The 26,698-nt window shown below is 64.5% G+C and carries 24 protein-coding genes; 23 read left to right on the top strand and 1 reads right to left on the bottom strand.

The features are described from left to right. Window positions 1–41: 41 nt before the first annotated feature. The 23 genes from AC1DYX_RS02045 (at window position 42) to AC1DYX_RS01935 (ending at window position 22,596) form a co-directional block, all read left to right on the top strand. A complete protein-coding gene (locus AC1DYX_RS02045; RefSeq protein ID WP_477255785.1) occupies window positions 42–635 on the top strand; it encodes an NADH-quinone oxidoreductase subunit C in 594 nt (197 codons plus the stop codon). Continuing rightward, entirely contained in the window at window positions 635–1,888 is a 1,254-nt protein-coding gene (locus tag AC1DYX_RS02040) for an NADH-quinone oxidoreductase subunit D (RefSeq protein ID WP_477255783.1), read from the top strand. The genes AC1DYX_RS02045 and AC1DYX_RS02040 overlap by 1 nt, the downstream gene beginning before the upstream one ends. Window positions 1,889–1,905: 17 nt before the next feature. Continuing rightward, window positions 1,906–2,382 carry an NADH-quinone oxidoreductase subunit NuoE gene (gene nuoE / locus AC1DYX_RS02035; RefSeq protein ID WP_477255781.1) on the top strand — a complete coding sequence of 159 codons (477 nt, stop codon included), beginning with the start codon at window positions 1,906–1,908 and terminating at the stop codon, window positions 2,380–2,382. Continuing rightward, entirely contained in the window at window positions 2,379–3,674 is a 1,296-nt protein-coding gene (nuoF, locus tag AC1DYX_RS02030; RefSeq protein WP_477255779.1) for an NADH-quinone oxidoreductase subunit NuoF, read from the top strand. The genes nuoE and nuoF overlap by 4 nt, the downstream gene beginning before the upstream one ends. 21 nt (window positions 3,675–3,695) lie before the next feature. Further along, a complete protein-coding gene (nuoG, locus tag AC1DYX_RS02025) occupies window positions 3,696–6,041 on the top strand; it encodes an NADH-quinone oxidoreductase subunit NuoG (RefSeq protein ID WP_477255777.1) in 2,346 nt (781 codons plus the stop codon). Between the two features lie 20 nt (window positions 6,042–6,061). Then, the gene (gene nuoH, locus AC1DYX_RS02020; RefSeq protein WP_477255775.1) at window positions 6,062–7,147 is read left to right on the top strand and encodes an NADH-quinone oxidoreductase subunit NuoH; all 1,086 of its coding nucleotides are present in this window, start codon (window positions 6,062–6,064) and stop codon (window positions 7,145–7,147) included. Window positions 7,148–7,160: 13 nt separating this feature from the next. Next, window positions 7,161–7,649, top strand: coding sequence for an NADH-quinone oxidoreductase subunit NuoI (gene nuoI / locus AC1DYX_RS02015; protein ID WP_029757430.1), 489 nt, complete (start codon window positions 7,161–7,163; stop codon window positions 7,647–7,649). Window positions 7,650–7,675: 26 nt separating this feature from the next. Continuing rightward, window positions 7,676–8,344: an NADH-quinone oxidoreductase subunit J gene (locus AC1DYX_RS02010; protein ID WP_477255772.1), complete on the top strand. Its 669-nt coding sequence runs from the start codon at window positions 7,676–7,678 to the stop codon at window positions 8,342–8,344. Then, entirely contained in the window at window positions 8,341–8,649 is a 309-nt protein-coding gene (gene nuoK, locus AC1DYX_RS02005) for an NADH-quinone oxidoreductase subunit NuoK (RefSeq protein WP_029757428.1), read from the top strand. Before AC1DYX_RS02010 ends, nuoK begins: the two co-directional genes overlap by 4 nt. A 53-nt stretch (window positions 8,650–8,702) precedes the next feature. Beyond that, entirely contained in the window at window positions 8,703–10,841 is a 2,139-nt protein-coding gene (gene nuoL / locus AC1DYX_RS02000; RefSeq protein ID WP_477255770.1) for an NADH-quinone oxidoreductase subunit L, read from the top strand. Between the two features lie 16 nt (window positions 10,842–10,857). Continuing rightward, a complete protein-coding gene (locus AC1DYX_RS01995; RefSeq protein WP_477255768.1) occupies window positions 10,858–12,387 on the top strand; it encodes an NADH-quinone oxidoreductase subunit M in 1,530 nt (509 codons plus the stop codon). Window positions 12,388–12,420: 33 nt separating this feature from the next. Continuing rightward, window positions 12,421–13,947 carry an NADH-quinone oxidoreductase subunit NuoN gene (gene nuoN, locus AC1DYX_RS01990; RefSeq protein WP_477255766.1) on the top strand — a complete coding sequence of 509 codons (1,527 nt, stop codon included), beginning with the start codon at window positions 12,421–12,423 and terminating at the stop codon, window positions 13,945–13,947. A gap of 7 nt (window positions 13,948–13,954) precedes the next feature. Continuing rightward, a complete protein-coding gene (locus tag AC1DYX_RS01985; protein WP_477255764.1) occupies window positions 13,955–14,275 on the top strand; it encodes a DUF2818 family protein in 321 nt (106 codons plus the stop codon). 51 nt (window positions 14,276–14,326) lie between these two features. Next, window positions 14,327–14,884, top strand: a complete 558-nt coding sequence (locus AC1DYX_RS01980; protein WP_477255762.1) for an NUDIX domain-containing protein — start codon at window positions 14,327–14,329, stop codon at window positions 14,882–14,884. After that, entirely contained in the window at window positions 14,856–15,578 is a 723-nt protein-coding gene (locus AC1DYX_RS01975) for a hypothetical protein (protein ID WP_477255760.1), read from the top strand. Before AC1DYX_RS01980 ends, AC1DYX_RS01975 begins: the two co-directional genes overlap by 29 nt. A gap of 10 nt (window positions 15,579–15,588) precedes the next feature. Further along, window positions 15,589–16,293 (top strand): 2-C-methyl-D-erythritol 4-phosphate cytidylyltransferase, encoded by a 705-nt coding sequence (gene ispD / locus AC1DYX_RS01970; protein ID WP_477255758.1) that lies wholly within the window; start codon window positions 15,589–15,591, stop codon window positions 16,291–16,293. Window positions 16,294–16,310: 17 nt separating this feature from the next. Beyond that, window positions 16,311–16,823: a 2-C-methyl-D-erythritol 2,4-cyclodiphosphate synthase gene (gene ispF, locus AC1DYX_RS01965; protein ID WP_477255756.1), complete on the top strand. Its 513-nt coding sequence runs from the start codon at window positions 16,311–16,313 to the stop codon at window positions 16,821–16,823. A 148-nt stretch (window positions 16,824–16,971) separates the two neighbouring features. Next, window positions 16,972–18,210, top strand: coding sequence for an MFS transporter (locus AC1DYX_RS01960; protein ID WP_477255754.1), 1,239 nt, complete (start codon window positions 16,972–16,974; stop codon window positions 18,208–18,210). 3 nt (window positions 18,211–18,213) lie between these two features. Further along, the gene (locus AC1DYX_RS01955) at window positions 18,214–18,522 is read left to right on the top strand and encodes a hypothetical protein (protein ID WP_477255751.1); all 309 of its coding nucleotides are present in this window, start codon (window positions 18,214–18,216) and stop codon (window positions 18,520–18,522) included. 87 nt (window positions 18,523–18,609) lie between these two features. Beyond that, window positions 18,610–19,164, top strand: a complete 555-nt coding sequence (locus AC1DYX_RS01950; protein ID WP_477255749.1) for an NADPH-dependent FMN reductase — start codon at window positions 18,610–18,612, stop codon at window positions 19,162–19,164. Next, complete coding sequence (locus AC1DYX_RS01945; RefSeq protein WP_477255747.1) at window positions 19,154–19,597, top strand: VOC family protein; 444 nt, start codon at window positions 19,154–19,156, stop codon at window positions 19,595–19,597. The genes AC1DYX_RS01950 and AC1DYX_RS01945 overlap by 11 nt, the downstream gene beginning before the upstream one ends. Then, a complete protein-coding gene (locus AC1DYX_RS01940) occupies window positions 19,594–20,571 on the top strand; it encodes an ion transporter (RefSeq protein ID WP_477255745.1) in 978 nt (325 codons plus the stop codon). The genes AC1DYX_RS01945 and AC1DYX_RS01940 overlap by 4 nt, the downstream gene beginning before the upstream one ends. A 117-nt stretch (window positions 20,572–20,688) precedes the next feature. Next, the gene (locus AC1DYX_RS01935; protein WP_477255743.1) at window positions 20,689–22,596 is read left to right on the top strand and encodes a putative bifunctional diguanylate cyclase/phosphodiesterase; all 1,908 of its coding nucleotides are present in this window, start codon (window positions 20,689–20,691) and stop codon (window positions 22,594–22,596) included. Here AC1DYX_RS01935 and AC1DYX_RS01930 read toward each other — a convergent pair whose 3' ends face one another. Beyond that, window positions 22,597–26,691, bottom strand: a complete 4,095-nt coding sequence (locus AC1DYX_RS01930) for a two-component regulator propeller domain-containing protein (protein ID WP_477255741.1) — start codon at window positions 26,689–26,691, stop codon at window positions 22,597–22,599. Window positions 26,692–26,698 lie beyond the last annotated feature (7 nt).

The following is a 26,698-nucleotide window of genomic DNA, read 5'->3' as shown; positions in this document are numbered from 1 at the left end:
GCACCAATACCATCGCGCGATAATCCAAGCCGGTCTCAACCATGACGACAAAAATCGAAGCCCTCGAACTCGCCCTGAAAAATGCACTGGGCGAGGGCGCTGCCATTACCGTGGCGCTGGGCGAAGTAACGGTAGTTGTGAAGGCCAGTGAATATCTGGCCTCCATGCGAAAGCTGCGCGACGATCCCGCGCTGCGTTTCCAGGAACTCGTCGACCTGTGCGGCGTCGACTATTCGTCCTACGGCGAAGGCACGTGGGACGGACTGCGTTTCGCAGTCGTCTCGCACCTGCTGTCGATCGAACACAACTGGCGCGTGCGCGTCCGCGTGTTCTGCCCGGACGACGACATGCCGCTGGTCGAATCCGTCACCGGCGTCTGGCGCAACGCCAACTGGTTCGAGCGTGAAGCGTTCGACCTGTTCGGCATCCTGTTCGAGGGCCACGGCGACCTGCGCCGCATCCTCACCGACTATGGCTTCATCGGCCATCCGTTCCGCAAGGACTTCCCGGTTTCGGGCTATGTCGAGATGCGTTACGACCCCGAGCAGAAACGCGTGATCTACCAACCCGTGACGATCGAGCCGCGCGAGAACATTCCGCGCGTGATCCGCGAAGAAACCTACGGGATGAAATAATGGCTGAGCTTAAGAATTACACCCTGAACTTTGGTCCGCAGCACCCGGCAGCGCACGGCGTGCTGCGTCTCGTGCTGGAACTGGACGGCGAAGTGATCCAGCGCGCCGACCCGCACATCGGCCTGCTGCACCGCGGCACCGAGAAGCTGGCCGAGACCCGCACCTACCTGCAGTCCGTGCCGTACATGGACCGCCTCGACTACGTCTCGATGATGTGCAACGAGCACGGCTACGTGCTGGCCATCGAGAAGCTGCTGGGCATCGACGTGCCGATCCGTGCGCAATACATCCGCACGATGTTCGACGAGATCACCCGCATCCTGAACCACCTGATGTGGCTGGGCGCGCACGCGCTGGACATCGGCGCCATGGGCCCGTTCCTGTACGCGTTCCGCGACCGCGAAGACCTGTTCGACGTGTACGAAGCCGTGTCGGGCGCGCGCATGCACGCGGCCTACTACCGCCCGGGCGGCGTGTACCGCGACCTGCCGGACGTGATGCCGAAGCACCGCGAATCGCCGCTGCGCAGCAAGAAAGCCATCGACGAACTGAACGAGACCCGCCACGGCTCCGTGCTGGACTTCATCGAGTCGTTCACGAAGCGCTTCGACGGCTATGTCGACGAATACGAAACCCTGCTGACCGATAACCGTATCTGGAAGCAGCGTACCGTCGGCATTGGCGTCGTGACGCCGGAAGACGCGATGGGCATGGGCTTCTCGGGCCCGATGCTGCGCGGTTCGGGCATCGCCTGGGACCTGCGCAAGGTCCAGCCGTACGCGGCCTACGACAAGGTGGAATTCGACGTCCCGGTCGGCACCAACGGCGACTCGTACGACCGTTACCTCGTGCGCGTGGAAGAGATGCGCCAGGCCAACCGCATCATCAAGCAGTGCGTCGCCTGGCTGAATGCCAATCCGGGCCCGGTCATGACGAGCAACCACAAGGTCGCCCCGCCGTCGCGCGTGGACATGAAGACCAACATGGAATCGCTGATCCACCACTTCAAGCTGTTCACCGAAGGCTTCCACGTCCCGCCGGGCGAGGCCTACGCGGCCGTCGAACATCCGAAGGGCGAGTTCGGCATCTATATCGTTTCGGACGGCGCCAACAAGCCGTACCGCCTGAAGATCCGCACCCCGGACTATGTCCACCTGCAGAGCCTCGATGAAATGGCGCGCGGTCACATGATCGCCGACGCCGTCACCATCATCGGTACGCAGGACATCGTGTTCGGCTCGATCGACCGATAAGAAGGGTAGAAAAGATTATGTTATCTGAGCAGTGCTTGAAAAAAATCGACCGCGAGTTGGCCAAGTACCCGGCCGACCAGCGCCAGTCGGCCGTGATGGCCGCGCTGGCCCACGCACAGGTCGAACTGGGCTGGCTGTCGCCGGAAACGATGCAGGAAGTGGCCGACTACATCGGCATGCCCGCGATCGCCGTGCAGGAAGTCGCCACCTTCTACAACATGTACAACATCAAGCCGGTCGGCAAGCACAAGATCACCGTGTGCACCAACCTGCCGTGCGCCCTGTCGGGCGGCGAGCGCGCCGGCCAGCGCATCAAGGATGCCCTGGGCATCGAATGGCGCGAGACCACCGAGGATGGCCAGTTCACGCTGCTGGAAGGCGAGTGCATGGGCGCCTGCGGCGACGCGCCGGTCATGCTGGTGAATAACCATCGCATGTGCTCGTTCATGTCGGACGAGAAGATCGACGCCCTGCTGGAGGAACTGAACAAATGACCAGCCTGCACGACCGCCACATCAATCCGCTGATCCTGAAGGATCTGAACGGCGACAACTGGCACCTGGAAGACTACGTCAAGCGCGGCGGCTATTCCGCGCTGCGCCGCATCCTGGAAGAGAAGATCGCCCCCGAGGCCATCATCGCCGACCTGAAGACGTCCGGCCTGCGCGGCCGCGGTGGCGCGGGCTTCCCGACCGGCCTGAAGTGGAGCTTCATGCCGCGCCAGTTCCCGGGCCAGAAATACCTCGTCTGCAACACCGACGAAGGCGAGCCGGGCACGTTCAAGGACCGCGACATCATCCGCTACAACCCGCACGCGCTGATCGAAGGCATGGCCATCGGTGCGTACGCGATGGGCATCACCGTGGGCTACAACTACATCCACGGCGAGATCTTCCAGGAATACCTGCGCTTCGAAGAGGCGCTGGAAGAGGCGCGCGCCGCCGGCTTCCTGGGCGACCGCATCCTGGGCACGGATTTCTCGTTCCAGCTGCACGCGCACCATGGCTATGGCGCCTACATCTGCGGTGAAGAAACCGCGCTGCTGGAATCGCTGGAAKGCAAGAAGGGCCAGCCGCGCTTCAAGCCGCCGTTCCCGGCCTCGTTCGGCCTGTATGGCAAGCCGACCACGATCAACAACACGGAAACGTTCGCAGCCGTCCCATTCATCCTGAACATGGGCGCCGCCGATTACATGGCGCTGGGCAAGCCGAACAACGGCGGCACGAAGATCTTCTCGATCTCCGGCGACGTCGAGCGTCCGGGCAATTACGAAGTCCCGCTGGGCACGCCGTTCGCCAAGCTGATGGAGCTGGCCGGCGGCATGCGCGGCGGCAAGAAGATCAAGGCCGTCATCCCGGGCGGTTCGTCGGCGCCGGTCGTGCGCGGCGACGTCATGATGCAGACCGACCTGGACTACGACTCGATCGCCAAGGCCGGTTCGATGCTGGGTTCGGGCGCCGTGATCGTCATGGACGAGACCCGCTGCATGGTCAAGTCGCTGCTGCGCCTGTCCTACTTCTATTACGAGGAATCGTGCGGCCAGTGCACGCCGTGCCGTGAGGGCACGGGCTGGATGTACCGCATGGTCCACCGCATCGAACATGGCCAGGGTCGTCCGGAAGACATGGACATGCTGAACTCGATCGCCGACAACATCCAGGGCCGCACCATCTGCGCACTGGGCGATGCCGCCGCGATGCCGGTCCGCGCCATGATCAAGAACTTCCGCGAAGAATTTGAATATCACGTCGAGCACAAGCACTGCCTGGTGCCGACTTACCTCTAAACCAGGTCAGGTAACGATCAAATGGTTGAAATCGAATTAGACGGCAAGAAAGTCGAGGTCCCACCAGGTTCGATGGTGATGGACGCCGCAAACAAACTGGGATCGTATATCCCGCATTTCTGCTACCACAAGAAGCTGTCCATCGCGGCCAACTGCCGCATGTGCCTCGTGGAAGTGGAAAAAGCGCCGAAGCCGCTGCCCGCCTGCGCTACCCCGGTCTCGCCGGGCATGATCGTGCGCACGCACAGCGACAAGGCCGTGCAGGCGCAGAAATCCGTCATGGAATTCCTGCTGATTAACCACCCGCTGGATTGCCCGATCTGCGACCAGGGCGGCGAATGCCAGCTGCAGGACCTCGCCGTGGGCTACGGCAAGAGCGAATCGCGCTACGCGGAAGAGAAGCGCGTCGTGGCGCCGAAGGAAGCCGGCCCRCTGATCTCGATGGAAGAGATGAGCCGCTGCATCCAGTGCACCCGCTGCGTGCGTTTCGGCCAGGAAGTGGCCGGCGTGATGGAATTCGGCATGGTCGGCCGCGGCGAGCACTCGGAAATCACGACGTTCGTCGGCAAGTCCGTGGACTCGGAAGTGTCGGGCAACATGATCGACCTGTGCCCGGTCGGCGCGCTCACGAGCAAGCCGTTCCGCTATTCCGCACGTCCGTGGGAACTGCAGCGCCGCCGTTCGGTGTCGCCGCACGACTCGCTCGGTACCAACCTCATCGTCCAGGTCAAGGGCGGTAAAGTGATGCGCGTGCTGCCGCTGGAAAACGAGAACATCAACGAGTGCTGGCTGTCCGACAAGGACCGCTTCTCGTACGAAGCCCTCGACAACGCCTCGCGCCTGACGCAGCCGATGATCAAGCAGGACGGCAAATGGATCGAGACCGACTGGCAGACGGCGCTGGAGTACGTCGCCCACGGCCTGCGCAACATCCGCCACGAGCACGGCGCCGACTCGATCGCTGCCATCGGCACCGCGCACTCGACCGTGGAAGAACTGTATCTGCTGCAGAAAGCCATGCGCGGCTTCGGCATCGAGAACGTCGACTTCCGCCTGCGCCAGACCGATTTCGCGCTGGACGGCACCGTGGTTCCACACCTGGGCATGCCGATCGCCGAGCTGTCGAACCTGAAGCGCGTGCTGGTCGTCGGCTCGTTCCTGCGCAAGGATCACCCGCTGGCCGCGACGCGCCTGCGCGCCGCCGTCAAGTCGGGCGCCAGGCTCTCGATCGTCCACGGCTCCGCTGACGACAACCTGATCCCGACCGCGAACCGCTTCATCGCCGCGCCGAGCGACTGGCTGGCCGCGCTGTCGGAAATCGCCGTGGCCGTCGCCGCTGCGAAGAGCGTCGCCGCGCCGGCCGGCCTGGAAGGCGTGACCGCGGGCGATCTGGCCAAGGCCGTCGCCGCGACACTGGTCGTCGAGAACGCCGCGGATCCGGCGGCCGCTGCCGTGCCGGGCGCCGTCCTGCTGGGCAATGCCGCGATGTACCACCCGCAGGCTTCGAAGCTGCACGCCATCTCGCAATGGATCGCCGAACAGACCGGCGCGAAATTCGGTTACTTCGTCGACGCCGCCAACACGGTCGGCGGCTACCTGGTGAACGCCACGTCGAAGAATGCCGCGAACCTGTTCGCGCAGCCGAAGAAAGCCTACGTGCTGCTGAACGCCGAGCCGGAACTGGATGCGGCCAACCCGGCGCAAGCCATCAAGGCCCTGCGTGGCGCCGAGATGGTCGTCGCGATGTCCGCGTTCAAGCACGGCACCGACTATGCCGACGTGCTGCTGCCGATCTCGCCGTTCAGCGAAACCGCCGGCACCTTCGTCAACTGCGAAGGCCGCGCACAGAGCTTCAACGGCACCGTCAAGCCGCTGGGTGAAACCCGTCCGGCCTGGAAAGTGCTGCGCGTGCTGGGTAACCTGCTGGGCCTCTCCGGCTTCGACTACGAGAACTCGGAAACGATCCGCGACGAAGCACTGGGCAAGGGCACCATGGACCTGTCCTCCAGGCTGAACAGCCAGGCAAAGATCGCCGTGGCCGGCGCCTTCTTCGGCAACGGTGAGCAGTTGGAGCGCCTGGCCGACGTGCCGATCCACTTCGCCGACGCCGTCGCGCGCCGTTCCGAACCGCTGCTGCGCACGGCCGACGGCCAGGCGCCGCTGGCGACCATCTCGGCCGCGCTCGCTGAAAAGCTGGGTGTCAATGCCGGCGACCAGGTCACCGTGTCGCAAGGGCAGGGCAGCGTCGTGCTGACGGCCAACATCGACGCGCGCCTGCCGGCGAACGTCGTGCGTGTCGCGGCCGCCCATGAATCGACGTCGGTACTGGGCGACATGTTCGGTCCGATCAACGTAGCTAAAGCATAAAGCAGGGGAGCCCAAGCAAAATGTCGGTACCTGACATGATCAACAACCTGAACAGCGCCGGCGCGAGCCTGGTGGGCCCGGCCCTCTGGCCCGCCGCGTGGACGCTGCTGAAAATCGTCGTCGTCCTGCTGCCGCTGATGGGCCTCGTGGCCTATCTCGTGCTGTGGGAGCGCAAGCTGATCGGCTGGATTCACATCCGTATCGGCCCGAACCGCGTGGGCCCCGGCGGCCTGCTGCAGCCGATCTCCGATGCCCTGAAGCTGCTGCTGAAGGAAATCGTGATCCCGGCGAAAGCCACGCCGAGCCTGTTCGTGATCGGCCCCCTGATGACCATCATGCCGGCACTGGCCGCGTGGTCCGTCATCCCGTTCGGCCCGCAGGCCGCTCTCGCCGACGTGAACGCCGGCCTGCTGCTGCTGCTGGCGATCACGTCGATGGAGGTGTACGGCATCATCATCGCCGGCTGGTCCGCCAACTCGAAGTACTCGTTCATGGGCGCGATGCGCGCATCGGCGCAGATGATCTCGTACGAAATCCCGATGGGCTTCGTGATGGTCGTCGTGCTGATGGTGTCGGGTTCGCTGAACTTCTCGGACATCGTCGGCGCCCAGACCCGCGGCTGGGCCGTCGATCACGGCATCAACATCCTGTCGTGGAACTGGCTGCCGCTGCTGCCGCTGTTCGTCATCTACATCACGTCCGGCCTGGCGGAATGCAACCGCCACCCGTTCGACGTGGTGGAAGGCGAATCGGAGATCGTGGCCGGCCACATGGTCGAATACTCGGGCATGTCGTACGCGATGTTCATGCTGGCCGAGTACGCCAACATGATCCTCGTCGCCACCCTGGCATCGATCATGTTCCTGGGCGGCTGGTCCGCACCGTTCTCGTTCCTTGAATTCGGCGGCGGTTTCGGCGGTTTCTTCTGGCTGTTTGCCAAGATGTTCCTGATCGTCTCGCTGTTCATCTGGGTCCGCGGCACGTTCCCGCGCTACCGCTATGACCAGATCATGCGTCTCGGCTGGAAAGTGTTCATTCCGCTGACCCTGATCTGGCTGGTGCTGGTCGCCGGCTGGATGCAGACGCCGTGGAACATCTGGAAGTAAGGAAGCACACAAAATGACACGAGTTAAAGAGATCCTCGGCAGCCTGATGCTGTCCGAGCTGATTAAAGGTCTGGCCCTGACCGGCAAGTACGCGTTCTCGCGCAAGATCACGGTCCAGTATCCCGAGGAAAAGACCCCCATCTCGCCGCGCTTCCGCGGCCTGCATGCGCTGCGCCGCTACCCGAACGGGGAAGAGCGCTGCATCGCGTGCAAGCTGTGCGAAGCCGTGTGCCCGGCGATGGCCATCACGATCGAATCGGCGCAGCGCGAAGACGGCACCCGCCGCACGACGCGCTACGACATCGACCTGACCAAGTGCATCTTCTGCGGCTTCTGCGAAGAATCGTGCCCGGTCGACTCGATCGTCGAGACGCAAGTGCTGGAGTACCACGGCGAGAAACGCGGCGACCTGTACTACACCAAGGAAATGCTGCTGGCCGTGGGTGATCGCTACGAGAACGACATCGCCGCCGCGCGCGAAGCCGATGCCAAGTACCGCTAACAAAAAAAGGGCTCCTGCGTAAAGTCATGGAATTTACAACTGTTCTGTTCTACGCGTTCTCGGTCGTGCTGGTGCTGGCCGGGTTGCTCGTTATTACCGCCAAGAACCCGGTGCACGCCGCGCTGTTCCTGGTGCTCGCGTTCTTCAACGCTGCCGGTCTCTGGATGCTGCTCAAGGCCGAGTTCCTGGCCATCGTGCTGGTACTGGTCTACGTCGGCGCCGTGATGGTGCTGTTCCTGTTCGTCGTGATGATGCTCGACATTAACATCGACCGCATGCGCAAAGGCTTCTGGGGCTACCTGCCGGTGGCGTCCGGCGTCGGCGCGCTGATCGTGCTGGAAATGGCCACCGTCCTGTGGCGCGGCTTCCTGGGCCAGGGCGACGCCCCGGCCGAGGCTTCCGTCGGCCACATCGGCGGCACCCACGAACTGGGCCGCCTGATCTACACCCAGTACATCTACGGTTTCGAGATCGCCGGCCTGATCCTGCTGGTCGCCATCATCGCCGCCGTGGCGCTGACCCTGCGCAAGCGCAAGGACACCAAAGCCATCGACCCGGGCCTCGCCGTCCGCGTCAAGCGTAACGACCGTCTGAAGATCGTCAAGATGCAGACGGTGAATCAGAAAGCAATCGACGAGGCCGCCATTGCCGCTGCCGCCGCTGCTGCACAAGCGAACACCAAGGAGGCGCAATGACCCTGTCGCTCGCTCATTACCTGATCCTGGGCGCGATCCTGTTCGCGATCTCGGTGATCGGCATTTTCCTGAACCGGAAGAACATCATCATCCTGCTGATGGCCATCGAACTGATGCTGCTGGCGGTGAACCTGAACTTTGTGGCGTTCTCGCATTATCTGGGCGACGCGGCAGGGCAGATCTTCGTGTTCTTCATCCTGACTGTCGCGGCCGCCGAATCGGCGATCGGCCTGGCGATCCTGGTGGTCCTGTTCCGTAACCTGGACACGATCAACGTGGAAGACCTCGACAGCCTGAAGGGCTAAGCGGTTTGTCTGTCAACCTCCTGATCTCCTGATAAATACGACAAAGGTTCAAAATGGCGGGGCAAATTAACCCTAATCTCTTGCTGGCGGTGCCACTGGCGCCGCTCGCGGGCTCGGCGATCGCCGGCCTGCTCGGCACCAAGTTCTTCGGCAATGTGGTCGGCCGGGTGGTATCGCATTCTGCGACCATCCTGGGCGTGTTCATCGCCATGGTCATCTCGATCATGACGCTGAACCAGGTCATCGATGGCGCCACGTACAACGGCGACGTCTACACCTGGATGACGGTCGGCACCATGAAGATGACGGTCGGCTTCAAGATCGACGCGCTGTCCGCGATGATGATGTGCGTCGTCACGTCCGTCTCGCTGATGGTCCACATCTACACGATCGGCTACATGGCGGAAGACGACGGCTACAACCGCTTCTTCTCGTACATCTCGCTGTTCACGTTCTCGATGCTGATGCTGGTCATGTCCAACAACTTCCTGCAGCTGTTCTTCGGCTGGGAAGCGGTGGGCCTGGTCTCGTACCTGCTGATCGGCTTCTGGTACACGCGTCCGACCGCGATCTTCGCGAACATGAAGGCATTCCTCGTGAACCGCGTCGGCGACTTCGGCTTCATCCTCGGCATCGGCCTGCTGCTGGCCGCCACCGGCACGATGAACTACGACGAGACGTTCGCGAAATCGGCGCAACTCGCCGGCATGACCGTGCCGGGCATCGGCTGGCCGCTGCTGACGGCTGCCTGCATCTGCCTGTTCATCGGCGCGATGGGCAAGTCGGCGCAGTTCCCGCTGCACGTCTGGCTGCCGGACTCGATGGAAGGTCCGACCCCGATCTCGGCACTGATCCACGCCGCAACGATGGTGACGGCCGGTATCTTCATGGTGACCCGCATGTCGCCGCTGTTCGAGCTGTCGGATACGGCACTGTCGTTCATCGTAGTCATCGGCTCGATCACCGCGCTGTTCATGGGCTTCCTGGGCATCATCCAGAACGACATCAAGCGCGTCGTCGCGTACTCCACGCTGTCGCAGCTGGGCTATATGACGGTCGCACTGGGCGTCTCGGCCTACAACGTCGCCGTGTTCCACCTGATGACCCACGCGTTCTTCAAGGCGCTGCTGTTCCTCGGTGCCGGCTCCGTCATCATCGGCATGCACCACGACCAGGACATGCGCAACATGGGCGGCCTGCGCAAGTACATGCCGATCACCTGGATCACGTCGCTGCTGGGCTCGCTGGCACTGATCGGTACGCCGTTCTTCGCCGGTTTCTACTCGAAGGATTCGATCATCGAAGCGGTTGCTGCCGCCAAGGAAGCGGGCATGGCCGGCGCGGTCTTCGCCTACGTCGCCGTGATCGCCGGTGTGTTCGTGACCGCCTTCTACTCGTTCCGCATGTACTTCCTCGTGTTCCACGGTGAAGAGCGTTTCGGCAAGGCGCACGGCGAGGCGTCGCACCGGCACGACCACCACCACGCGCACCATGACGACCATGCTCACGATGGCGAAGGCAAGGACCCGACCGCACTGCACGAGGCCACTGCCCATCACGAAGAGGACGAGGACGACCACGGCCACCACGGCCTGGCCCCGGGCCAGAAGCCGCACGAGTCGCCGTGGGTCGTTACGCTGCCGCTGGTCCTGCTGGCGATCCCGTCCGTCATCATCGGCTTCTTCGCGATCGGCCCGATGCTGTTCGGCGACTTCTTCAAGAACGCCATCGTCATCAACGCGGAGCGTCACCCGGCAATGGAAGAACTGGCGCACGAATTCCACGGCGCCGCCGCGATGGGCGTGCACGCGTTCACGTCGCTGCCGTTCATCCTGGCCCTGGGCGGTGTCGTCGCCGCGTACTACTGCTACATGGTGAACCCGCGTGTGCCGGCCTGGTTCTACAAGACCCTGCGTCCGATCCACACGCTGCTGGACAACAAGTACTACATGGACAAGTTCAACGAGATCGTCTTCGCCGGCGGCGCACGCCTGACGGGCAAGGGCCTGTGGCAGGTGGGCGATCGCGCGCTGATCGACGGCCTCGTCGTCAACGGCTCGGCGAAGCTCGTCGGCTGGTTCTCGACCATCGTCCGTACGTTCCAGACTGGTTACATCTACCACTATGCGTTCGTGATGATCCTGGGCGTGCTGGGTACGCTGCTGTACTTCTTCCCGTTCTGGCACGCTTAAAAGAGAGAAAAACAAGATGCAGTCTACGATTTCTACCTTTCCTCCTTACCTGAGCCTGTCAGTATGGCTGCCGATCCTGTTCGGCGTGATCATCCTGGCGGTGGGCCGCGACAGCAAGGCGGGCTTCACCCGCGTGCTGTCGCTGGTCGGCGCGATCGTCAGCTTCCTGCCGACGATCCCGCTGTTCACGCAGTTCAGCACTACGGCCCACGGCCCGCAGTTCGTGGAAAAAGCCGCCTGGATCGAGCGTTTCAACATCCAGTACTACCTGGGCATCGACGGCCTGAGCCTCTGGTTCGTGCCGCTGACCGCGTTCATCACGATCATCGTCGTGATCTCCGCCTGGCAAGTGATCGAGGAACGTGTCGCCCAGTACATGGGTTCGTTCCTGCTGCTGTCGGGCCTGATGATCGGCGTGTTCGTCGCGCTGGACGGCCTGCTGTTCTACTTCTTCTTCGAGGCGACGCTGATCCCGATGTTCATCATCATCGGCGTGTTCGGCGGCCCGAACCGCGTGTATGCGGCATTCAAGTTCTTCCTGTACACGTTCATGGGCTCGCTGCTGACGCTGATCGCGATCATCTACCTGTACAACAAATCGAACGGCAGCTTCGACATCCTGGCATGGCATCAGCTGCCGCTGTCGATGAAGGAACAGGTCCTGATCTTCCTGGCGTTCCTGATGGCGTTCGCCGTCAAGGTGCCGATGTGGCCGGTGCATACCTGGCTGCCGGATGCCCACGTGGAAGCGCCGACCGGCGGTTCCGTCGTGCTGGCCGCGATCATGCTGAAGCTGGGCGGCTACGGTTTCCTCCGTTTCTCGCTGCCGATCGCGCCTGACGCCTCACACTACCTGGCCCCGCTCGTCATCGTCCTGTCGCTGATCGCCGTGATCTACATCGGCCTCGTCGCCATGGTGCAGGCCGACATGAAGAAACTGGTCGCGTACTCGTCGATCGCCCACATGGGCTTCGTCACGCTCGGCTTCTTCATCTTCAACGAGATCGGCGTGCAGGGCGGCATCGTCCAGATGATCTCGCACGGCTTCGTGTCGGGCGCCATGTTCCTGTGCATCGGCGTGCTGTACGACCGCATGCACTCGCGCCAGATCGCCGACTACGGCGGCGTCGTCAACACGATGCCGAAGTTCGCCGCATTCTCCGTGCTGTTCGCGATGGCCAACTGCGGCCTGCCGGCCACCTCGGGCTTCGTCGGTGAATTCATGGTCATCCTGGGCGCCGTCAAGTTCAACTTCTGGACCGGCTTCCTGGCCGCCACCGCCCTGATCCTGGGCGCGGCGTACTCGCTGTGGATGGTCAAGCGCGTCGTGTTCGGCAAGATCGGCAACAAGCACGTGGCCGAACTGCTGGACCTGAACGGCCGCGAATTCGCCATGCTGGGCGTGCTCGCCCTGCTGACCATCTACATGGGCCTGTACCCGGCGCCGTTCACCGACACGATGCAAGTGTCCGTGGCCGACCTGCTGCAGCACGTGTCGGTCAGCAAGCTGCCGGCGCAGGCCGTCGCCACGGTCGCCGCGCACTGATCGCGCATTGACTCGATAGGGCACAACAACGAAATGAATCCGATGATTAACACCCAAGCCGTGCTGGCCGCCAACAACCTGGGGCCGGTCTCTGCAGAAATCTTCCTGGTCATCGCGTCCTGCGCCATCCTTCTGATCGACATGTTCCAGAAGGAGGGCAAGCGCACCCTGACTTACATCCTGTCGCTGCTCACGCTGGTGGGCTGCGCAGTGATCACCTATGCCGACTTCAAGGCCGGCACGACGACCTACACGTTCTACAATATGTTCGTGTCGGATCCGATGGCGAACCTGCTCAAGCTGTTCACCTACCTGGCGGTCGGCGTCACGCTCGTGTACTCGCGCCAGTACACCGGCGAGCGCGGCATGATGTCCGGCAACATGGGCGGCGAGTTCTACGTGCTCGCGCTGTTCACGATGCTGGGCCAGATGATCATGATCTCTGGTAACAACATGCTGCCGATCTACCTGGGCCTGGAAATGATGTCGCTGTCGCTGTACGCGCTGGTGGCAATGCGCCGCGACCACGCGACCTCGACCGAAGCCGCGATGAAGTACTTCATCCTCGGTTCGCTTGCGTCGGGCTTCATGCTCTACGGTATCTCGATGATCTACGGCGCCACCGGTTCGCTGGACATCACGACGATCGCCAAGCTGGTGTCGAGCAACGCCGCCAACCACACGATCCTCGTGTTCGGCCTCGTGTTCGTCGTGGCCGGCATGGCCTTCAAGCTGGGCGCCGTGCCGTTCCACATGTGGGTGCCGGACGTGTACCAGGGCTCGCCGACCGCGGTCACCCTGCTGCTGGGCGCCGCGCCGAAGCTGGCCTCGTTCGCGATGATGATCCGCATCCTGGTCGAAGGCCTGCTGCCGCTGGCGATCGACTGGCAGCAGATGCTGCTGGCCCTGGCCGTGGCGTCGCTCGTGATCGGTAACCTGACCGCGATCGCGCAATCGAACCTGAAGCGCATGCTGGCCTACTCGACCATCGCGCAGCTGGGCTTCGTCCTGCTGGGCATGATGGCCGGCGTCGTCGGCACCCGCGATACCGCGAATTTCGCGAACATCGCCACCGCCTACAGCGCCTCGATGTACTACACGATCACCTACGTGCTGACCACGCTGGGCAGCTTCGGCATCATCATGATGCTGGCGCGCTCGGGCTTCGAAGCGGACACCCTGGCCGACTTCAAGGGCCTGGCCAAGCGCAGCCCGTGGTACGCGCTCGTCATGACCGCCCTGATGTTCTCGCTGGCCGGTGTGCCGCCGATGATGGGTTTCATGGCCAAGTGGGCCGTGCTGGATGCCGTCGTCGGTTCGGGCCAGCTGTGGCTCGCGATCATCGCCGTGGCGGCCTCGCTGGTGGGTGCGTTCTACTACCTGCGCGTCGTGAAGGTCATGTGGTTCGACGAGGTGGCCGATGCGTCGCCGATCTCGACCCCGCTCGACATGCGCGTCGTGCTGTCGCTGAACGGCATCCTCGTCGTCCTGCTGGGCGTGCTGCCGGGCCCGCTGCTGGCGGCTTGCCTGTCGGCCATGACGCTGACCCTGAAGTCGTAAGGCCTCGGTGGACGTCTCCCTGGCCAGCTGGTTGGTGATCGCGGTCGCACTCGCGTTCGCCAACCTGCCGTTCCTCAACGAGAGCATGTTCGGCTTCATTCCCGTGAAGCCTCTACTGAACAGGAAGCACGGGAAATACTTCGTCGTGCGCCTGTTCGAGTTGGCTGTTTTATACTTCATCGTCGGCGCGCTGGCCCACGCCCTCGAATCCCGCATCGGTACCGCGTTCACCCAGACCTGGGAGTTCTACGCGATCACCGCCTGCCTGTTTCTCGTGTTGGCCTTTCCGGGTTTCGTTTTAAGATACCTCCGCAAGCGCCGCGGCTGAGCACCGACGTCCATGGCGCCGGTGCATTCAACAACAAGTACCGGAGCCTCCATGGACGATCATCTCAAAGAAGTACAAGTCGACAGCGAGCTCGCCTACGACGGCCATTTCCTCAAAGTCTCGCGCGACCGCGTGAAACTCCCCGACGGCAAGATCACGCAACGCGAATTCATCCGCCATCCCGGTGCCGTCGTGATCCTCGCGCTGTTCGACGACGGCCGCGTGCTGCTCGAACGCCAGTACCGCTATCCGAACGACCAGGTCTTCATCGAATTCCCGGCCGGGAAGATCGACCCGGGCGAAGCCTCGCTCGCGTGCGCCAAGCGCGAACTGGAAGAGGAGACGGGCTATACCGCGACGGATTGGCATTACGTCTGCACGATCCACAATGCCATCGCATATTCCGACGAGCACCTCGACCTGTTCCTCGCGCGCGGCCTGACCGCGGGCGACGCGAAACTGGACGACGGCGAGTTCCTCGAGACCTTCACGACCACGATCCCCGAGACGCTGGAGATGGTCAGGCGTGGCGAGATCACCGACGTGAAAACGGTGATCGGCACGTTCTGGCTGGAGAAGTTTGCCGCCGGTACATGGAAGCCTGAATAAGGTGCACGTCGCCGCGCTAAGCCTGGCGCTGCTCGCGGCGAGCGGCCTCGCGTCCGCGCGCACGACGTTCGAGGCGGATTGCGACGACGCGGCCCGCGACGCCGGTGCCACGTTTTCCACGCGCGCAAGCGGCTGGCACATCGACAACACGGTGTCCTACCGCGACCTCACGCGGATGAAGCGTCCGGGCGTGCGCAACGGCTTTGTGCTGGGCCTGACGCGCACCGAATCGCGCGTGGCGATCCAGGTCGACGGCACGCTGCTGGCGTCGCCGGGCGGCCGCACCGAATGCGTGATGCCGCGCATCGCCGTTACCCTGTATTACCAGCCCATCGTCGTGTACGTCGGCCGCGAGTTCGAGCCGGAGTCGTGCGCGTACCGCGAAATACTTGCGCACGAAATGCGCCATCTCAAGTCTTACCTGGACTATCTGCCGAAAGTGGAAGAGCGGGTGCGCGCGAGGCTGGGCGGGCGTTTTGCCGGCAAACCGTTGTATGCGCGCACCGGTGAATCGCGCATCCTGCTCCAGCGCGAGATCGACCGCAACTGGATGCATTACATTAAAGGAGAAATGGGCCGCGTGGAAAAGCTGCAGGTCGCCATCGACAGCCCGCAGGAATATGCGCGACTGAGCAAAGTTTGCCAAGGTGAGGTACAGTCCCTTATTGGATCGACAAGACGTCCGCGATCGTAGACTAATTTACATGACTCAAGCACCACGTTATTTCGCCCTCATTCCCGCTGCCGGCGTCGGCGCCCGCATGGGAGCGAGCAGCCCCAAGCAGTATCTGAAGATCGGCGGCAAGCCCATGCTCAGGCACACGCTCGATGCCTTCCTGTCCAGCGAGCTCATTGCACACACATTTGTCGTCGTGAGCCCGGACGACCCCTATATCGACACCGTCGCGCCAAACCACGGCGTGACGGTCCTGCGCTGCGGCGGCGCCAGCCGCATGGAGTCCGTGCGCAACGGCCTGGCCGTGCTCGCGAATACGCTGTCTAGCTCCGACTGGGTGCTCGTACACGACGCCGCGCGTCCCGGCCTGACGGCCGAACTGATCGAGAAACTGATCACGGACACGGGCGACCACCCGGCCGGCGGCCTGCTGGCGCTGCCCGTGGTCGACACGGTCAAGCGYGGCATCGATGGCGAGGCGTGCGGGACCGTGCCCCGCAACGGCCTGTGGCTGGCCCAGACCCCGCAGATGTTCCGTTATCAATTGCTGCGCGAAGCGCTCGCGGCCGCTAAAGATCCGGCGGCGATTACCGATGATGCCAGTGCGGTTGAAGCCCTCGGATTGAGCCCAAGATTGGTGGAAGGGCATCCCCGCAATCTCAAAGTGACGCTGCCTGACGACATCCGGATCGCCGAGATGTACCTGACAGTGTCCCAACCTGAATTCGTGTAAGGCGTGTAAAGAACATCATGGCTCTCGCATCGTACAACCCGACTCCGCCGTTCCGTATCGGTACCGGCTATGACTGCCACGCGCTCGTCGAGGGGCGCAAACTGATCGTCGGTGGCGTCACCATCCCGCACCGTCTGGGCCTGCTGGGCCATTCGGACGCCGACGTGCTGCTGCACGCCATCATCGACGCGCTGCTGGGTGCCGCCGGCCTGGGCGATATCGGCAAGCATTTCCCGGACACCGACCCCATGTTCGCCGGCGCCGACTCGCGCGTGCTGCTGCGCGAAGCGGCGAACCGCGTGCTGGGCACCGGCTACACCATCGGAAACGTCGACGCGACCATCATCGCGCAACAGCCGAAGATGGCGCCGCACATCCCGCAGATGGTGTCGCGCATCGCCGAGGACATCGGCGTGTCGCCGCAGCAGGTGAACATCAAGGCCAAGACGAACGAGAAGCTCGGCTTCCTCGGGCGCGAAGAGGGCATGGCGGCGCAGGCGACGGCGTTGCTGATCCGGGCGCAGGCCTGAGCGTCCGCATCGGGGACGTTGGGTGGGCACCCCGTGCCCACGCGAACGCATGCGGGCGGCGAACGTCCGCGTGGGCACAGGGGTGCCCACCCTACGCCGTTGGTGGAATGATGGCATCATGTCGGTTCCGCAATAATTTGGGGACGACATGACCGCGACCAACCCGCGCGCCGCCTGGGGTTTGATCCTGGCCGCCAGCGCCATCCTGATGATCACGATGGCCGCGCGCCTGACGACGGGCCTGTTCCTGTCGCCGCTGAACACGGCGACCGGCCTGGGCGTCGCCTCGATCAGTTTCGCCATGGCCGTCGGCCAGTTCATGTGGGGCGCGTCGCAACCCGTGTTCGGCGCCGTCGCCGACAAATACGGCTCGGCACGCGTGATCGTGCTGGGCGCCGTACTGCTGGCCGGCGGCCTCGCGGCCACGCCGTTCGTCTCCACGCAATGGGGCCTGCTCGTCACGCTGGGCATCCTGTCGGCCAGCGGCGCCGGCGCGGGCAGCTTCTCGATCCTCATCGGCGCCACGGCGCAGCGCCTGCCGCCCGAACGGCGCGCGTTCGCGTCCGGCTTCATCAACGCCGGCGGCTCGTTCGGCCAGTTCGTGTTCGCACCGCTCGTGCAGATGCTGATCGCCAGCGCGGGCTGGGTCACGGCGATGCTGGCGCTGGCCGCCACCACATTGTTCACGATCCCGCTGGCGTGGCCCCTGCGCGGCAGACCGCCGGCACAGACCGCCATCGGCCACGGCGCCGTGCCCGACGTCACGCTCGGGCGCCAGGTGCGCGACGCGTTGCGCGACCGCAGCTACCTGTGCCTGCATGCCGGCTTCTTCACGTGCGGCTTCCACATCGCCTTCCTCGTCACGCACCTGCCCGGCGAGGTGGCGTTGTGCGGGTTGCCGGCCGGCGTCTCCGCCACCGCGCTCGGCCTGATCGGCCTGTTCAACATCGCCGGCTCGCTGACGGCAGGCAGCCTGGCGCAGCGCTACCGCATGAAATGGCTGCTTGCCTTGATGTACGGCAGCCGCGCCGTCATCATCGCCGCGTACCTGCTGGCGCCGAAGTCGGCGTGGACGTTCTACGTGTTCGCGGCCGCCCTCGGCTTCACCTGGCTCGCCACGGTGCCGCCGACGGCGGGCCTCGTCGGCAAGCTGTTCGGCATGCGTTACCTGGCGACATTGTTCGGGCTCACCTTGCTGTCGCACCAGATCGGTGGCTTCTTCGGCGCGTGGCTCGGCGGCCTCGCGTTCGTGCGCTTCGGCGACTACACGTGGATGTGGTACGCGGACATCGCGCTGGCGTTGCTGGCTGCCCTGGCGAACCTGCCGATCCGCGAGGCGAAACCGGCCTCCGCGCCGGGCGCCGCGGCCGCAGCGGCGGAAGCGTAAGCGATGGCGCGCGATCCGTGGGCCTACCGCGACGTGGCCGTGGAATCGGTGCCTGACGCGCGCACGGGCCGGCTGCGCATCAAGCCGATGGCGGGGCAGGCCTATGCGACGTCGATGCGCGTGCAGTGCTCGCGCGCGCTGTCCGACCCGGCGCGCTACCCGGCCGGTACACGCTTCCTGATCCGCGCCAGGCTGACGGACCGTGCCGGCGGGCCGCCGTTCCTGTACGCGTGGCATGGCGACCCCGTGCGCGTGCTGACGCCGCGCGAGGTGCGCACCTTCCTCGACGAATACCGGCGTAGGCGCATCTGAACGGCGGAAAGGGCGGAAAATACGGTCCGCGCGGAAAATCGTTAAACTTTAGGCATTGCAGGACAACCATGGAACGAAAGGACCGTCATGGCAACACGTAAGATCGCAGTGCTCGTCGGCAGCCTGCGCAAGGAGTCGTACACCCGCAAGCTGGCCAAAAGCCTGATGCTGGCCGCGCCGCCCACGCTGGAACTGGACATCGTCGACATCTCCCAGCTGCCTCTGTACAACCAGGACGACGAGACCGATACGCCGCCCGCCACCTGGGCCGAGTTCCGCACCCGCATCCGCGAGGCCGATGGCGTCCTGTTCTGCACGCCGGAATACAACCGTTCGCTGCCGGGCGTGCTGAAGAACGCGATCGACGTCGGCTCGCGCCCCTACGGTCAGGCCGCCTGGACGGGCAAGCCGTGCGCCGTCGTCAGCAACTCGCCGGGCGCGCTGGGCGGTTTCGGCGCCAACCACGCCTTGCGCCAGTCCCTCGTGTTCCTCAACATGCCCTGCATGCAGTCGCCGGAAGCCTATATCGGCGGCATCGGCAACAAGTTCGACGGCGACCAGCTGACGGACGAGAGCCTTAAAACGTTCCTGCAGCAGTTCATGGAATGCTTCGCGACGTGGGTGGAACGCCATGCCGACTGATGCCGCACGCAACCCGATCGCGGTCCGGGAAATCGACCACATCGTGCTGCGCGTCGTGGATCTCGCGCGCATGCTGCGCTTCTATGGCGACGTGCTGGCTTGCCGCGAAGTGCGGCGCCAGGACGAGATCGGTCTCGTGCAGTTGCGGGCCGGCAGCTCGATGATCGACCTGATCCCGATAGCCGGCAAGCTGGGCGCGATGGGCGGCGTCGCGCCCGGCAGGGAAGGGCGCAACGTGGACCATTTCTGCCTGCGCGTCGAGCCGTTCGACGAGGCGGCGATCCGCGCCCACCTGACTGCGCACGACGTGGAGGCGGGACCGGCGGCACCGCGCTTCGGCGCCGAGGGCGAAGGCCCGTCGATCTACCTGCAGGACCCGGAAGGCAATACCATCGAGCTGAAAGGGCCGCCCACGACGCCGTTCGCACCATGACACCCGAGGGCGACGGCGAAGGCACGCGGCCGTACGTCCAGCAGGCCCCGGTCGCGTACGGCAAGCCGCCGCCGGGCCTGCGGCGGCGCATGTACGACGTCATCTTCGAGGCCGACACCCCGGCCGGCCGCCGCTTCGACATCGCCCTCGTGGCCGCGATCCTGGCGAGCATCCTCGTCGTCGTGCTGGACAGCGTGCCCAGGCTGCACCGCGACCACGACGCGCTGCTGGGCGCGTGCGAATGGGGCTTCACCCTGCTGTTCACGGCGGAATACGTGGCGCGCCTCGTGTGCGTGCAGCGGCCGTGGCGCTACGCGGGCGGCTTTTTTGGCGTGATCGACCTGCTGGCCATCCTGCCCTCGTATTTTTCGCTGCTCATGCCGGGCGCGGAATTGCTGCTCGACATCCGCATCCTCCGCCTGCTGCGCGTCTTCCGCATTTTCAAGCTCACCTTGTACATCGAGGAATACACGCGCCTGGGCGAAGCGCTTGCGGCCAGCCGCCGCAAGATCCTCGTGTTCCTGTCCGTCGTGCTGATGGCGATCCTGATCCTCGGCACCATGATGTACGTCGTCGAGGGGCCGAAGAACGGCTACACGAGCATTCCCGTCGCGATGTACTGGGCGACGGTGACGATGACGACGGTGGGCTATGGCGACATCACGCCGCATACGAACCTGGGCAAGGCGATCGCGTCGTTCATGATGCTGCTCGGCTGGGGCATCCTGGCCGTGCCGACCGGGATCGTGACGGCCGAGATGACCTTGCGCCGCAACGATCGCCGCGGCGGCGCGGCGCGTGCAGCGCGCCCGCCACGCGCCTGCGACGCCTGCGGCAGTACGGGTCACGAGGCCGACGCCAGGTTCTGCAAGGATTGCGGGGCGGCGCTGCCGGCGCGATCAGGTAGTTCAGGAAAGATTTGGTGCCAGAAAACCACATCAGCATTTGACGGTTGTCAGTATATTAGGATTTGATAGAATTGACGTACACACGGTGTCCCTGCGAGTTGGATTTTCTCAGCGGACGGCCCCGATCATGAACGTTGCTGAGCTCCTGTTGGTATTATGACAATTCCTGTCTTGCCATCGGATGTGGACACTCCGACCGTCCTGATTATCGACGACACACCCGCCAATGTCGGGATCCTGGTGGAGTATCTCGAAGGCCGCAAGGTTCGCGTGGCCGTCGCCCAGGAAGGCGAGGAGGGGCTGGCGCGCGCCGAATTCGTGCGGCCCGACCTGATCCTGCTCGACGTGATGATGCCCGGCATGGACGGCTTCGAGACCTGCCGCCGCCTGAAGGCCTCCGAGACGACGCGCGACATTCCCGTGATCTTCATGACGGCCCTGTCCGAAGTCCAGGACAAGATCTCGGGCTTTTCCTCCGGCGGCGTCGACTACGTCACCAAGCCCTTCCAGATCGACGAAGTCTGGGCGCGCGTCACGACGCACCTCGCGCTGCGTCACGCGCAGAAACTCCTGGCCGAACAGAACGCGCAGCTGCAGCAGGAAATCGCCATGCGCCGCCGCGCCGAAGAAGACCTGCAGGCCGCCAACAATGCGCTGGAAGAGCGGGTGGCCGAGCGGACCGCCGAACTGGTCCGGACCAATACCATCCTGGAAGAAAAGATCGCCGCCTACAACCAGGCAGAACGGCGGATCGACTTCATGGCGCACCACGATGCGCTGACGGGACTCCCCAACCGCCTGTTGCTGGAAGACCGGATCAACCAGGCGATCGCCCAGGCGCGCCGGCACCAGGACGAACTGGTCGCAGAGCTGCACATCGACCTGGACCACTTCAAGACCATCAACGATTCCCTGGGCAACCAGGTCGGCGACCGCCTGCTGCAGGCCGTCGCGGCGCGCCTGCAGGAATGCACGCGCGAGGGCGACAGCCTCGGCTGCCTGGGCGGCAATGCGTTCGGCATCTGCCTGGCCGCGCTGCGCGGCAGCAACGACGCCGCGCTGGTGGCCAACAAGATCCTCGAAGGGCTTAGCCAGCCGTTCTTCGTCGACGACAACAAGCTGCACGTCGGCGCCAGCATGGGCGTGAGCCTGTTCCCGTCCGACGGCAGCGATGCGTCCGCGCTGCTGCGCGCGGCCCACGCGGCCATGTACCAGGCCAAGCAGAAAGGCCGCGGGAATTACCAGTTCTTCACGCCCGCGCTGCACGAGGCGGCCAAGCGGCGCATGGCGGCCACGAACCAGCTGCGCCAGGCGCTCGCGCAGAACGAGTTTTCCGTGTACTACCAGCCTCAGGTGGACATGGAGAGCGGCCGCATCTTTTCGGCGGAAGCGCTGCTGCGCTGGACGCCGCCCGGCAAGGCGCCGCGTTCCTGCGCCGAGTTCATCGCCATCGCGGAAGAAACGGGGATCATCGTGCCGATCGGCGAATGGGTGCTGCGCCAGGCCTGTGCTCAACTGAAGCGCTGGCGCGACAGCGGCCATCCGGACATGCGGATCGCGGTCAACCTGTCGGCGATCCAGTTCGCCCAGGGCAACCTGACGCATTGCGTGGCCCAGGTGCTCGACGAGACCGGCCTGCCGCCCGATGCGCTCGAGCTGGAAATCACGGAAAGCATCACGATGCAGCCCAGCGACGAAAACATCGCGGTGCTGAGGCAGCTCAGCGGCATGGGCGTGCAATTGTCGATCGACGATTTCGGCACCGGCTATTCCAGCCTCTCCTATCTGCATAACTTCCCGATCCACGCCCTCAAGATCGACCGCTCGTTCGTCATCGGCATCAACGAGGATGCGCATGATGCGCCGATCGTCACGGCCATCATCGCGATGGCGCACAGCCTGCACCTGAACCTCATCGCGGAAGGGGTCGACAGCGCCGAGCACGTGTCCTTCCTCACGTCGCATGGCTGCCCGTCCGCGCAGGGCTTCTATTACAGCCAGGCGGTGCCGGCGGAATCGATGACCCTGCTGTTGAACCAGAACTATGTGGCGGCGACTGGCGGCGGCAGGATGAGCGCCGCATTGCGCTAGTCAAGGCTGCGGATCCGGCGCCCGCGCCGCCTCGTGCGCCTTGCGCAGCCGTCCCACCAGGGCCAGGATGGCTTTCGACTGATAGCTTTCCGCCAGCGCGCGCAGCTGCTGGGCGAAGGCGCCGTACCGCGCATCCAGGCCTTTCAGGTAATCCGCGCGGGCACACAGGCTCTGCATGTTGCCCACCATGGCCAACTGGTACAGCGCCTCGATCTCGTCCTCGGGCAGGACGACGGGCTCGACGTCCTGCGCGGCGCCCGCGTCCGTCGCCGGCGCGCCCGGGGCAGGTTCCGTCGTCGTCGTCCAGGTCAGGGACAACCGTTCGCCGATGATCTTCAGCAGCGCGTCGTTGTCGATCGGCTTCGGCACGAAGACGTCGGCGCCCGCCTCGTAGCAGAGCATTTCGTCCTCGCGCGTGGCGCTGGCGCTGGACGCGACGATGGGAATCTGCGCGAAGCGCGGCCGCTTGCGGATCTCGCGCGTCGCTGCGCGGCCGTCCATCACCGGCATCATCACATCCATCACGATCAGGTCGGGGCTGACGGCGTCGAGCAGGTCCAGGCATTCCTGGCCGTTCTCGGCATCGACCACGTCGAAGCCCAGCGGATGCAGCGCATCGATCAGCAGCACGCGGTTCTGCGGCACGTCGTCCACGACCAGCAGCTTCTTGCGCGGGCCCTGGTAGCCGGTGACCTTCTGCGTGGGCTGGAACGTGCGCTTCACGAGGGCAACCGGCAAATCCAGTTCGAACCAGAACAGGCTGCCCTTGCCCGGTTGGCTCGCGACCTCGATGTTCCCGCCCATCATGCGGATCAGCTGCTGGCTGATCGCCAGGCCGAGCCCGGAGCCGCCTTCGCGCCGCTGCGCGTCGCCGACCTGTTCGAAGCGCTTGAAGAGGTACGCCATCTGTTCGGCGTCCATGCCGATGCCGGTGTCTGCGACTTCGAAGCGCAGCCGTGCCCGGTCCGGCGCACCGGATTCACCCGCTTCACCGTCCGGCTGCGCGGGCGTGTGCGCGACGTTCAGCACGCGCAGGCTCACTTCGCCGCGATCGGTGAATTTCACGGCATTGCACAGCAGGTTCAGCAACACCTGGCGCAGGCGCTTGTCGTCCGCCTTGACGTCGGCCGGCAGGTCCGGCGCCGCATCGCACCGGAACGACAGGCTTTTCTCCTCGGCCTTGACGCGGATGATCTTGCTCACCAGGTCGAGCAGGGCGGGCACGTTGCAATCGGTCGGATACAGGCTCAGTTTGCCGGCCTCGATCCGCGCCAGGTCGAGGATGTCGTTGATGAGGTTGAGCAGGTGCTGGCCGCTGTCCTGGATGGTCGCCAGGCCGGACGCGTGGCGCCGGCTCAACTGCCCGGCGTCGCGGCGCAGGATCTGCGCATAGCCCAGGATCGCGTTCAGCGGCGTGCGCAGTTCGTGGCTCATGTTGGCCAGGAAGGTACTCTTGACCTGGTTGGCGATCTCGGCTTTTTCCTTGGCGATCTGCAAGTCGTGCGTCCGCTCGTCGACGACGCGCTGCAGCTTGCGCGCCTGCGCCTCGAGCTGGTGCACTCGCACGCGGTAGAGCGCATGGATCAGCGCCGCGCCCAGCAATGCCATCACGACGCGGAACGTCCAGGTCTGCCACCACGGCGGTGTGATGGTGATGGCGAGTGCCGCGCCGGTCTCGTTCCAGACGCCGTCGTTGTTCGAGGCTTTCACACGGAAGACGTAATTGCCGGGCGCGAGATTCGTGTAGGCCGCTTCCCGGTGCGCGCTGTCGACATAGGTCCAGCCATGGTCGAAGCCTTCGAGCTGGTAGGCATACTGGTTCTTGGCGGGCCAGCGGTAGTTCAGCGCGGCAAACTTGAATCCCAGGCTCGACTGGCTATGATCGAGACTGATCTCCCTGGCCAGGTGGACGCTCGTGCGCAGCGGGGAATCGGGTCCGGCCACGACCTTGTGTTTGAACAGCGACAACTCGGTGATGTACACCGGCGGCGGATCGGCATTGTCCTTGAACGTGTCGGGCCGGAACGTGGTCAGGCCGTTGGTGGTGCCGAAATACATCGTGCCGTCCGGGGCGCGGTAGACGGAGTGGTTCCAGAACTGGTTGCTGGGCAGGCCGTCGCGCGCATCATAGGCCCGGACCTTGCCGGTGGCAGGCGTGATGCGCACGAGGCCTTTGTCGGTGCCGGCCCAGATATTGCCGTCCGCATCGCCCTCCAGCGACATCACGTAATTGCTCGGCATGCCCTGTCGCGTCGTAAAGACGGTGAACTTGCGGGTGCGCGGATCGTACAGGTTGACGCCCACGTCGGTGGCGATCAGCACGGTGCCATCGGCCAGCTCGGCCAGGTCGTTGGTGATCAGGCTGGACAGGCCGTCCTCTTCGCTGAAATTGGTGAACTTGCCGGTGCGGGGATCGAGCCGGCTCAGGCCGGCATCGGCCGCGACCCAGACCGAGCCGTCGCTGGCGGCCAGCACGGCGTTCGTCAGGTTGTTGCCCAGGCTGGACGGGTCGGCCGGGTTGTGCTCGTACAGGGTGAGACGCTTCTGCTTCGGATCGAAGCGTTGCAGGCCCACGCCGTAGACCGCCATCCACAGCACGCCGTCGCGGTCGGCCACCATGTCGCTGATGGTGCTGTCCGCCGCGGCGCCCATGCCGGGGGGCGCATAGCGGCTCAGCTTGATCCGTTCGAAACCGTCGGTGCGCTCGTCGTAACGGTCGAGGCCGGCCCGGGTGGCCAGCCAGATCGTGCCGTCCGGATCGCACACGAGTGCGGTGATCGCCACTTCCGACAGGCTGCGCGGGTTGCCGGGCTGCGGCAGGTAATGGCGGGTCGACTGCATCCCCGGGTCGTAGCGGGTCGCGCCCGAATCCTCGCTGACGACCCACAGCCGCCCGCGGCGATCCTGCACCATGCCCGACACCAGCATGCGTCCCGACGTGGCGGTCAGTCCCGTCTGCTGCAACGAGGAATGGAAGCGCCCGGATTCCTCGTCGTAGCGGACGAGGCCGTTGAACGTGGGGATCCAGAAGGCGTGGTCCTGTGCCTCGATCATGTATTCGGTGAGGTTCGACGCCACGCTCAACGGGTCGCCCGGGCTGTAGCGGTAATGGATGAACTTGCCTGTCTTCGGGTCCATCCGCTGGATGCCGCCGCCCCAGTTCGAGGTCCACAATTGTCCGCGGCTGTCGCGCATCACCTTCAGCACCGCGTTGTTCGACAGGCTGCCCGGATCGTTGGGATCGTGCTGGAACAGGATGAATTTGCCCGACTTCGGATCGAAATGATTGAGGCCGCCATCGGTGGCGATCCACAGCGTGCCGTCGTCGTCCAGGTACAGGCCCTCGACCGAATCGTTGGCCAGCGAATTGGGGTTGCGCTCGTCGTGGCGGTAGTGGCTGAACTTGCCTGTGGCCGGGTCCAGGCGGTCGAGGCCGCCGCCATAGGTGCCCACCCACAGCATGCCGTTCTTGTCCTGCACGACCTGGGTCGGGATCGGATTCGCCAGGCTGTCGGGTTGCTTCGGATCGTGCCGGTACACCGTCGCCTTTCCGGTCCTCGGATCGAGCCGCGACAGGCCGCCCGCGCTCGACACCCACATCATGCCGTCCCTGTCCTCGAACGCGAACCAGACATTGTTGCCGGCGATGCTGTCCGGCTTGCCGTCGTCGTGCGCGAAGAAGGTGAACTGTTCGGTGGCGATGTCGAGCTTGAGCAGCCCGTTCCCCCACGAGCAGAACCACAGGCTGCCATCCCGGGACTGGTAGATCGTCTGGTAGAACTGCGCGACCTGCCGCTTCGCACCCGGCGGCACCGGGCGGTAGACCGTGAAATCCGAACCGTCGAATTTCGAGATGCCGTTGCGGGTGGTCGCCCACAGGAAGCCGTACTTGTCCTGCGCGACCGCGAACACGAGGTTGTTGGCGAGGCCGTCGCTGACGCCGAACCGCTGGAAGGCTTCGTTGTACCGGGTCTTTTCCGCGGCGGGGCCCGGCGCACCCTGCGCCGGAAGAGAATGCAGCGCACCCAGCGCGACCAATGTCGCGACGATGGCCCGTCCGGATCGGAACGGGCGCCTGCCTGGCTCTGCGTCCATGTGGGCT

This window comes from Massilia sp. P2_C2, from assembly GCF_056404615.1.
This window is presented reverse-complemented; position numbering and strand designations above follow the sequence as displayed.

What these genes read in the sequence shown, in the direction of transcription:
- nuoK (WP_029757428.1), top strand. Translation starts at nt 8,341, where the DNA reads ATGACCCTGTCGCTCGCTCATTACCTGATCCTGGGCGCGATCCTGTTC.
- nuoN (WP_477255766.1), top strand. Translation starts at nt 12,421, where the DNA reads ATGAATCCGATGATTAACACCCAAGCCGTGCTGGCCGCCAACAACCTG.
- AC1DYX_RS01950 (WP_477255749.1), top strand. Translation starts at nt 18,610, where the DNA reads ATGGCAACACGTAAGATCGCAGTGCTCGTCGGCAGCCTGCGCAAGGAG.
- AC1DYX_RS01930 (WP_477255741.1), bottom strand. Translation starts at nt 26,691, where the DNA reads ATGGACGCAGAGCCAGGCAGGCGCCCGTTCCGATCCGGACGGGCCATC.
- AC1DYX_RS02045 (WP_477255785.1), top strand. Translation starts at nt 42, where the DNA reads ATGACGACAAAAATCGAAGCCCTCGAACTCGCCCTGAAAAATGCACTG.
- nuoL (WP_477255770.1), top strand. Translation starts at nt 8,703, where the DNA reads ATGGCGGGGCAAATTAACCCTAATCTCTTGCTGGCGGTGCCACTGGCG.
- nuoE (WP_477255781.1), top strand. Translation starts at nt 1,906, where the DNA reads ATGTTATCTGAGCAGTGCTTGAAAAAAATCGACCGCGAGTTGGCCAAG.
- AC1DYX_RS01940 (WP_477255745.1), top strand. Translation starts at nt 19,594, where the DNA reads ATGACACCCGAGGGCGACGGCGAAGGCACGCGGCCGTACGTCCAGCAG.
- AC1DYX_RS01955 (WP_477255751.1), top strand. Translation starts at nt 18,214, where the DNA reads ATGGCGCGCGATCCGTGGGCCTACCGCGACGTGGCCGTGGAATCGGTG.
- AC1DYX_RS02040 (WP_477255783.1), top strand. Translation starts at nt 635, where the DNA reads ATGGCTGAGCTTAAGAATTACACCCTGAACTTTGGTCCGCAGCACCCG.
- AC1DYX_RS01995 (WP_477255768.1), top strand. Translation starts at nt 10,858, where the DNA reads ATGCAGTCTACGATTTCTACCTTTCCTCCTTACCTGAGCCTGTCAGTA.
- nuoI (WP_029757430.1), top strand. Translation starts at nt 7,161, where the DNA reads ATGACACGAGTTAAAGAGATCCTCGGCAGCCTGATGCTGTCCGAGCTG.
- nuoH (WP_477255775.1), top strand. Translation starts at nt 6,062, where the DNA reads ATGTCGGTACCTGACATGATCAACAACCTGAACAGCGCCGGCGCGAGC.
- ispF (WP_477255756.1), top strand. Translation starts at nt 16,311, where the DNA reads ATGGCTCTCGCATCGTACAACCCGACTCCGCCGTTCCGTATCGGTACC.
- AC1DYX_RS01980 (WP_477255762.1), top strand. Translation starts at nt 14,327, where the DNA reads ATGGACGATCATCTCAAAGAAGTACAAGTCGACAGCGAGCTCGCCTAC.
- AC1DYX_RS01960 (WP_477255754.1), top strand. Translation starts at nt 16,972, where the DNA reads ATGACCGCGACCAACCCGCGCGCCGCCTGGGGTTTGATCCTGGCCGCC.
- AC1DYX_RS02010 (WP_477255772.1), top strand. Translation starts at nt 7,676, where the DNA reads ATGGAATTTACAACTGTTCTGTTCTACGCGTTCTCGGTCGTGCTGGTG.
- AC1DYX_RS01945 (WP_477255747.1), top strand. Translation starts at nt 19,154, where the DNA reads ATGCCGACTGATGCCGCACGCAACCCGATCGCGGTCCGGGAAATCGAC.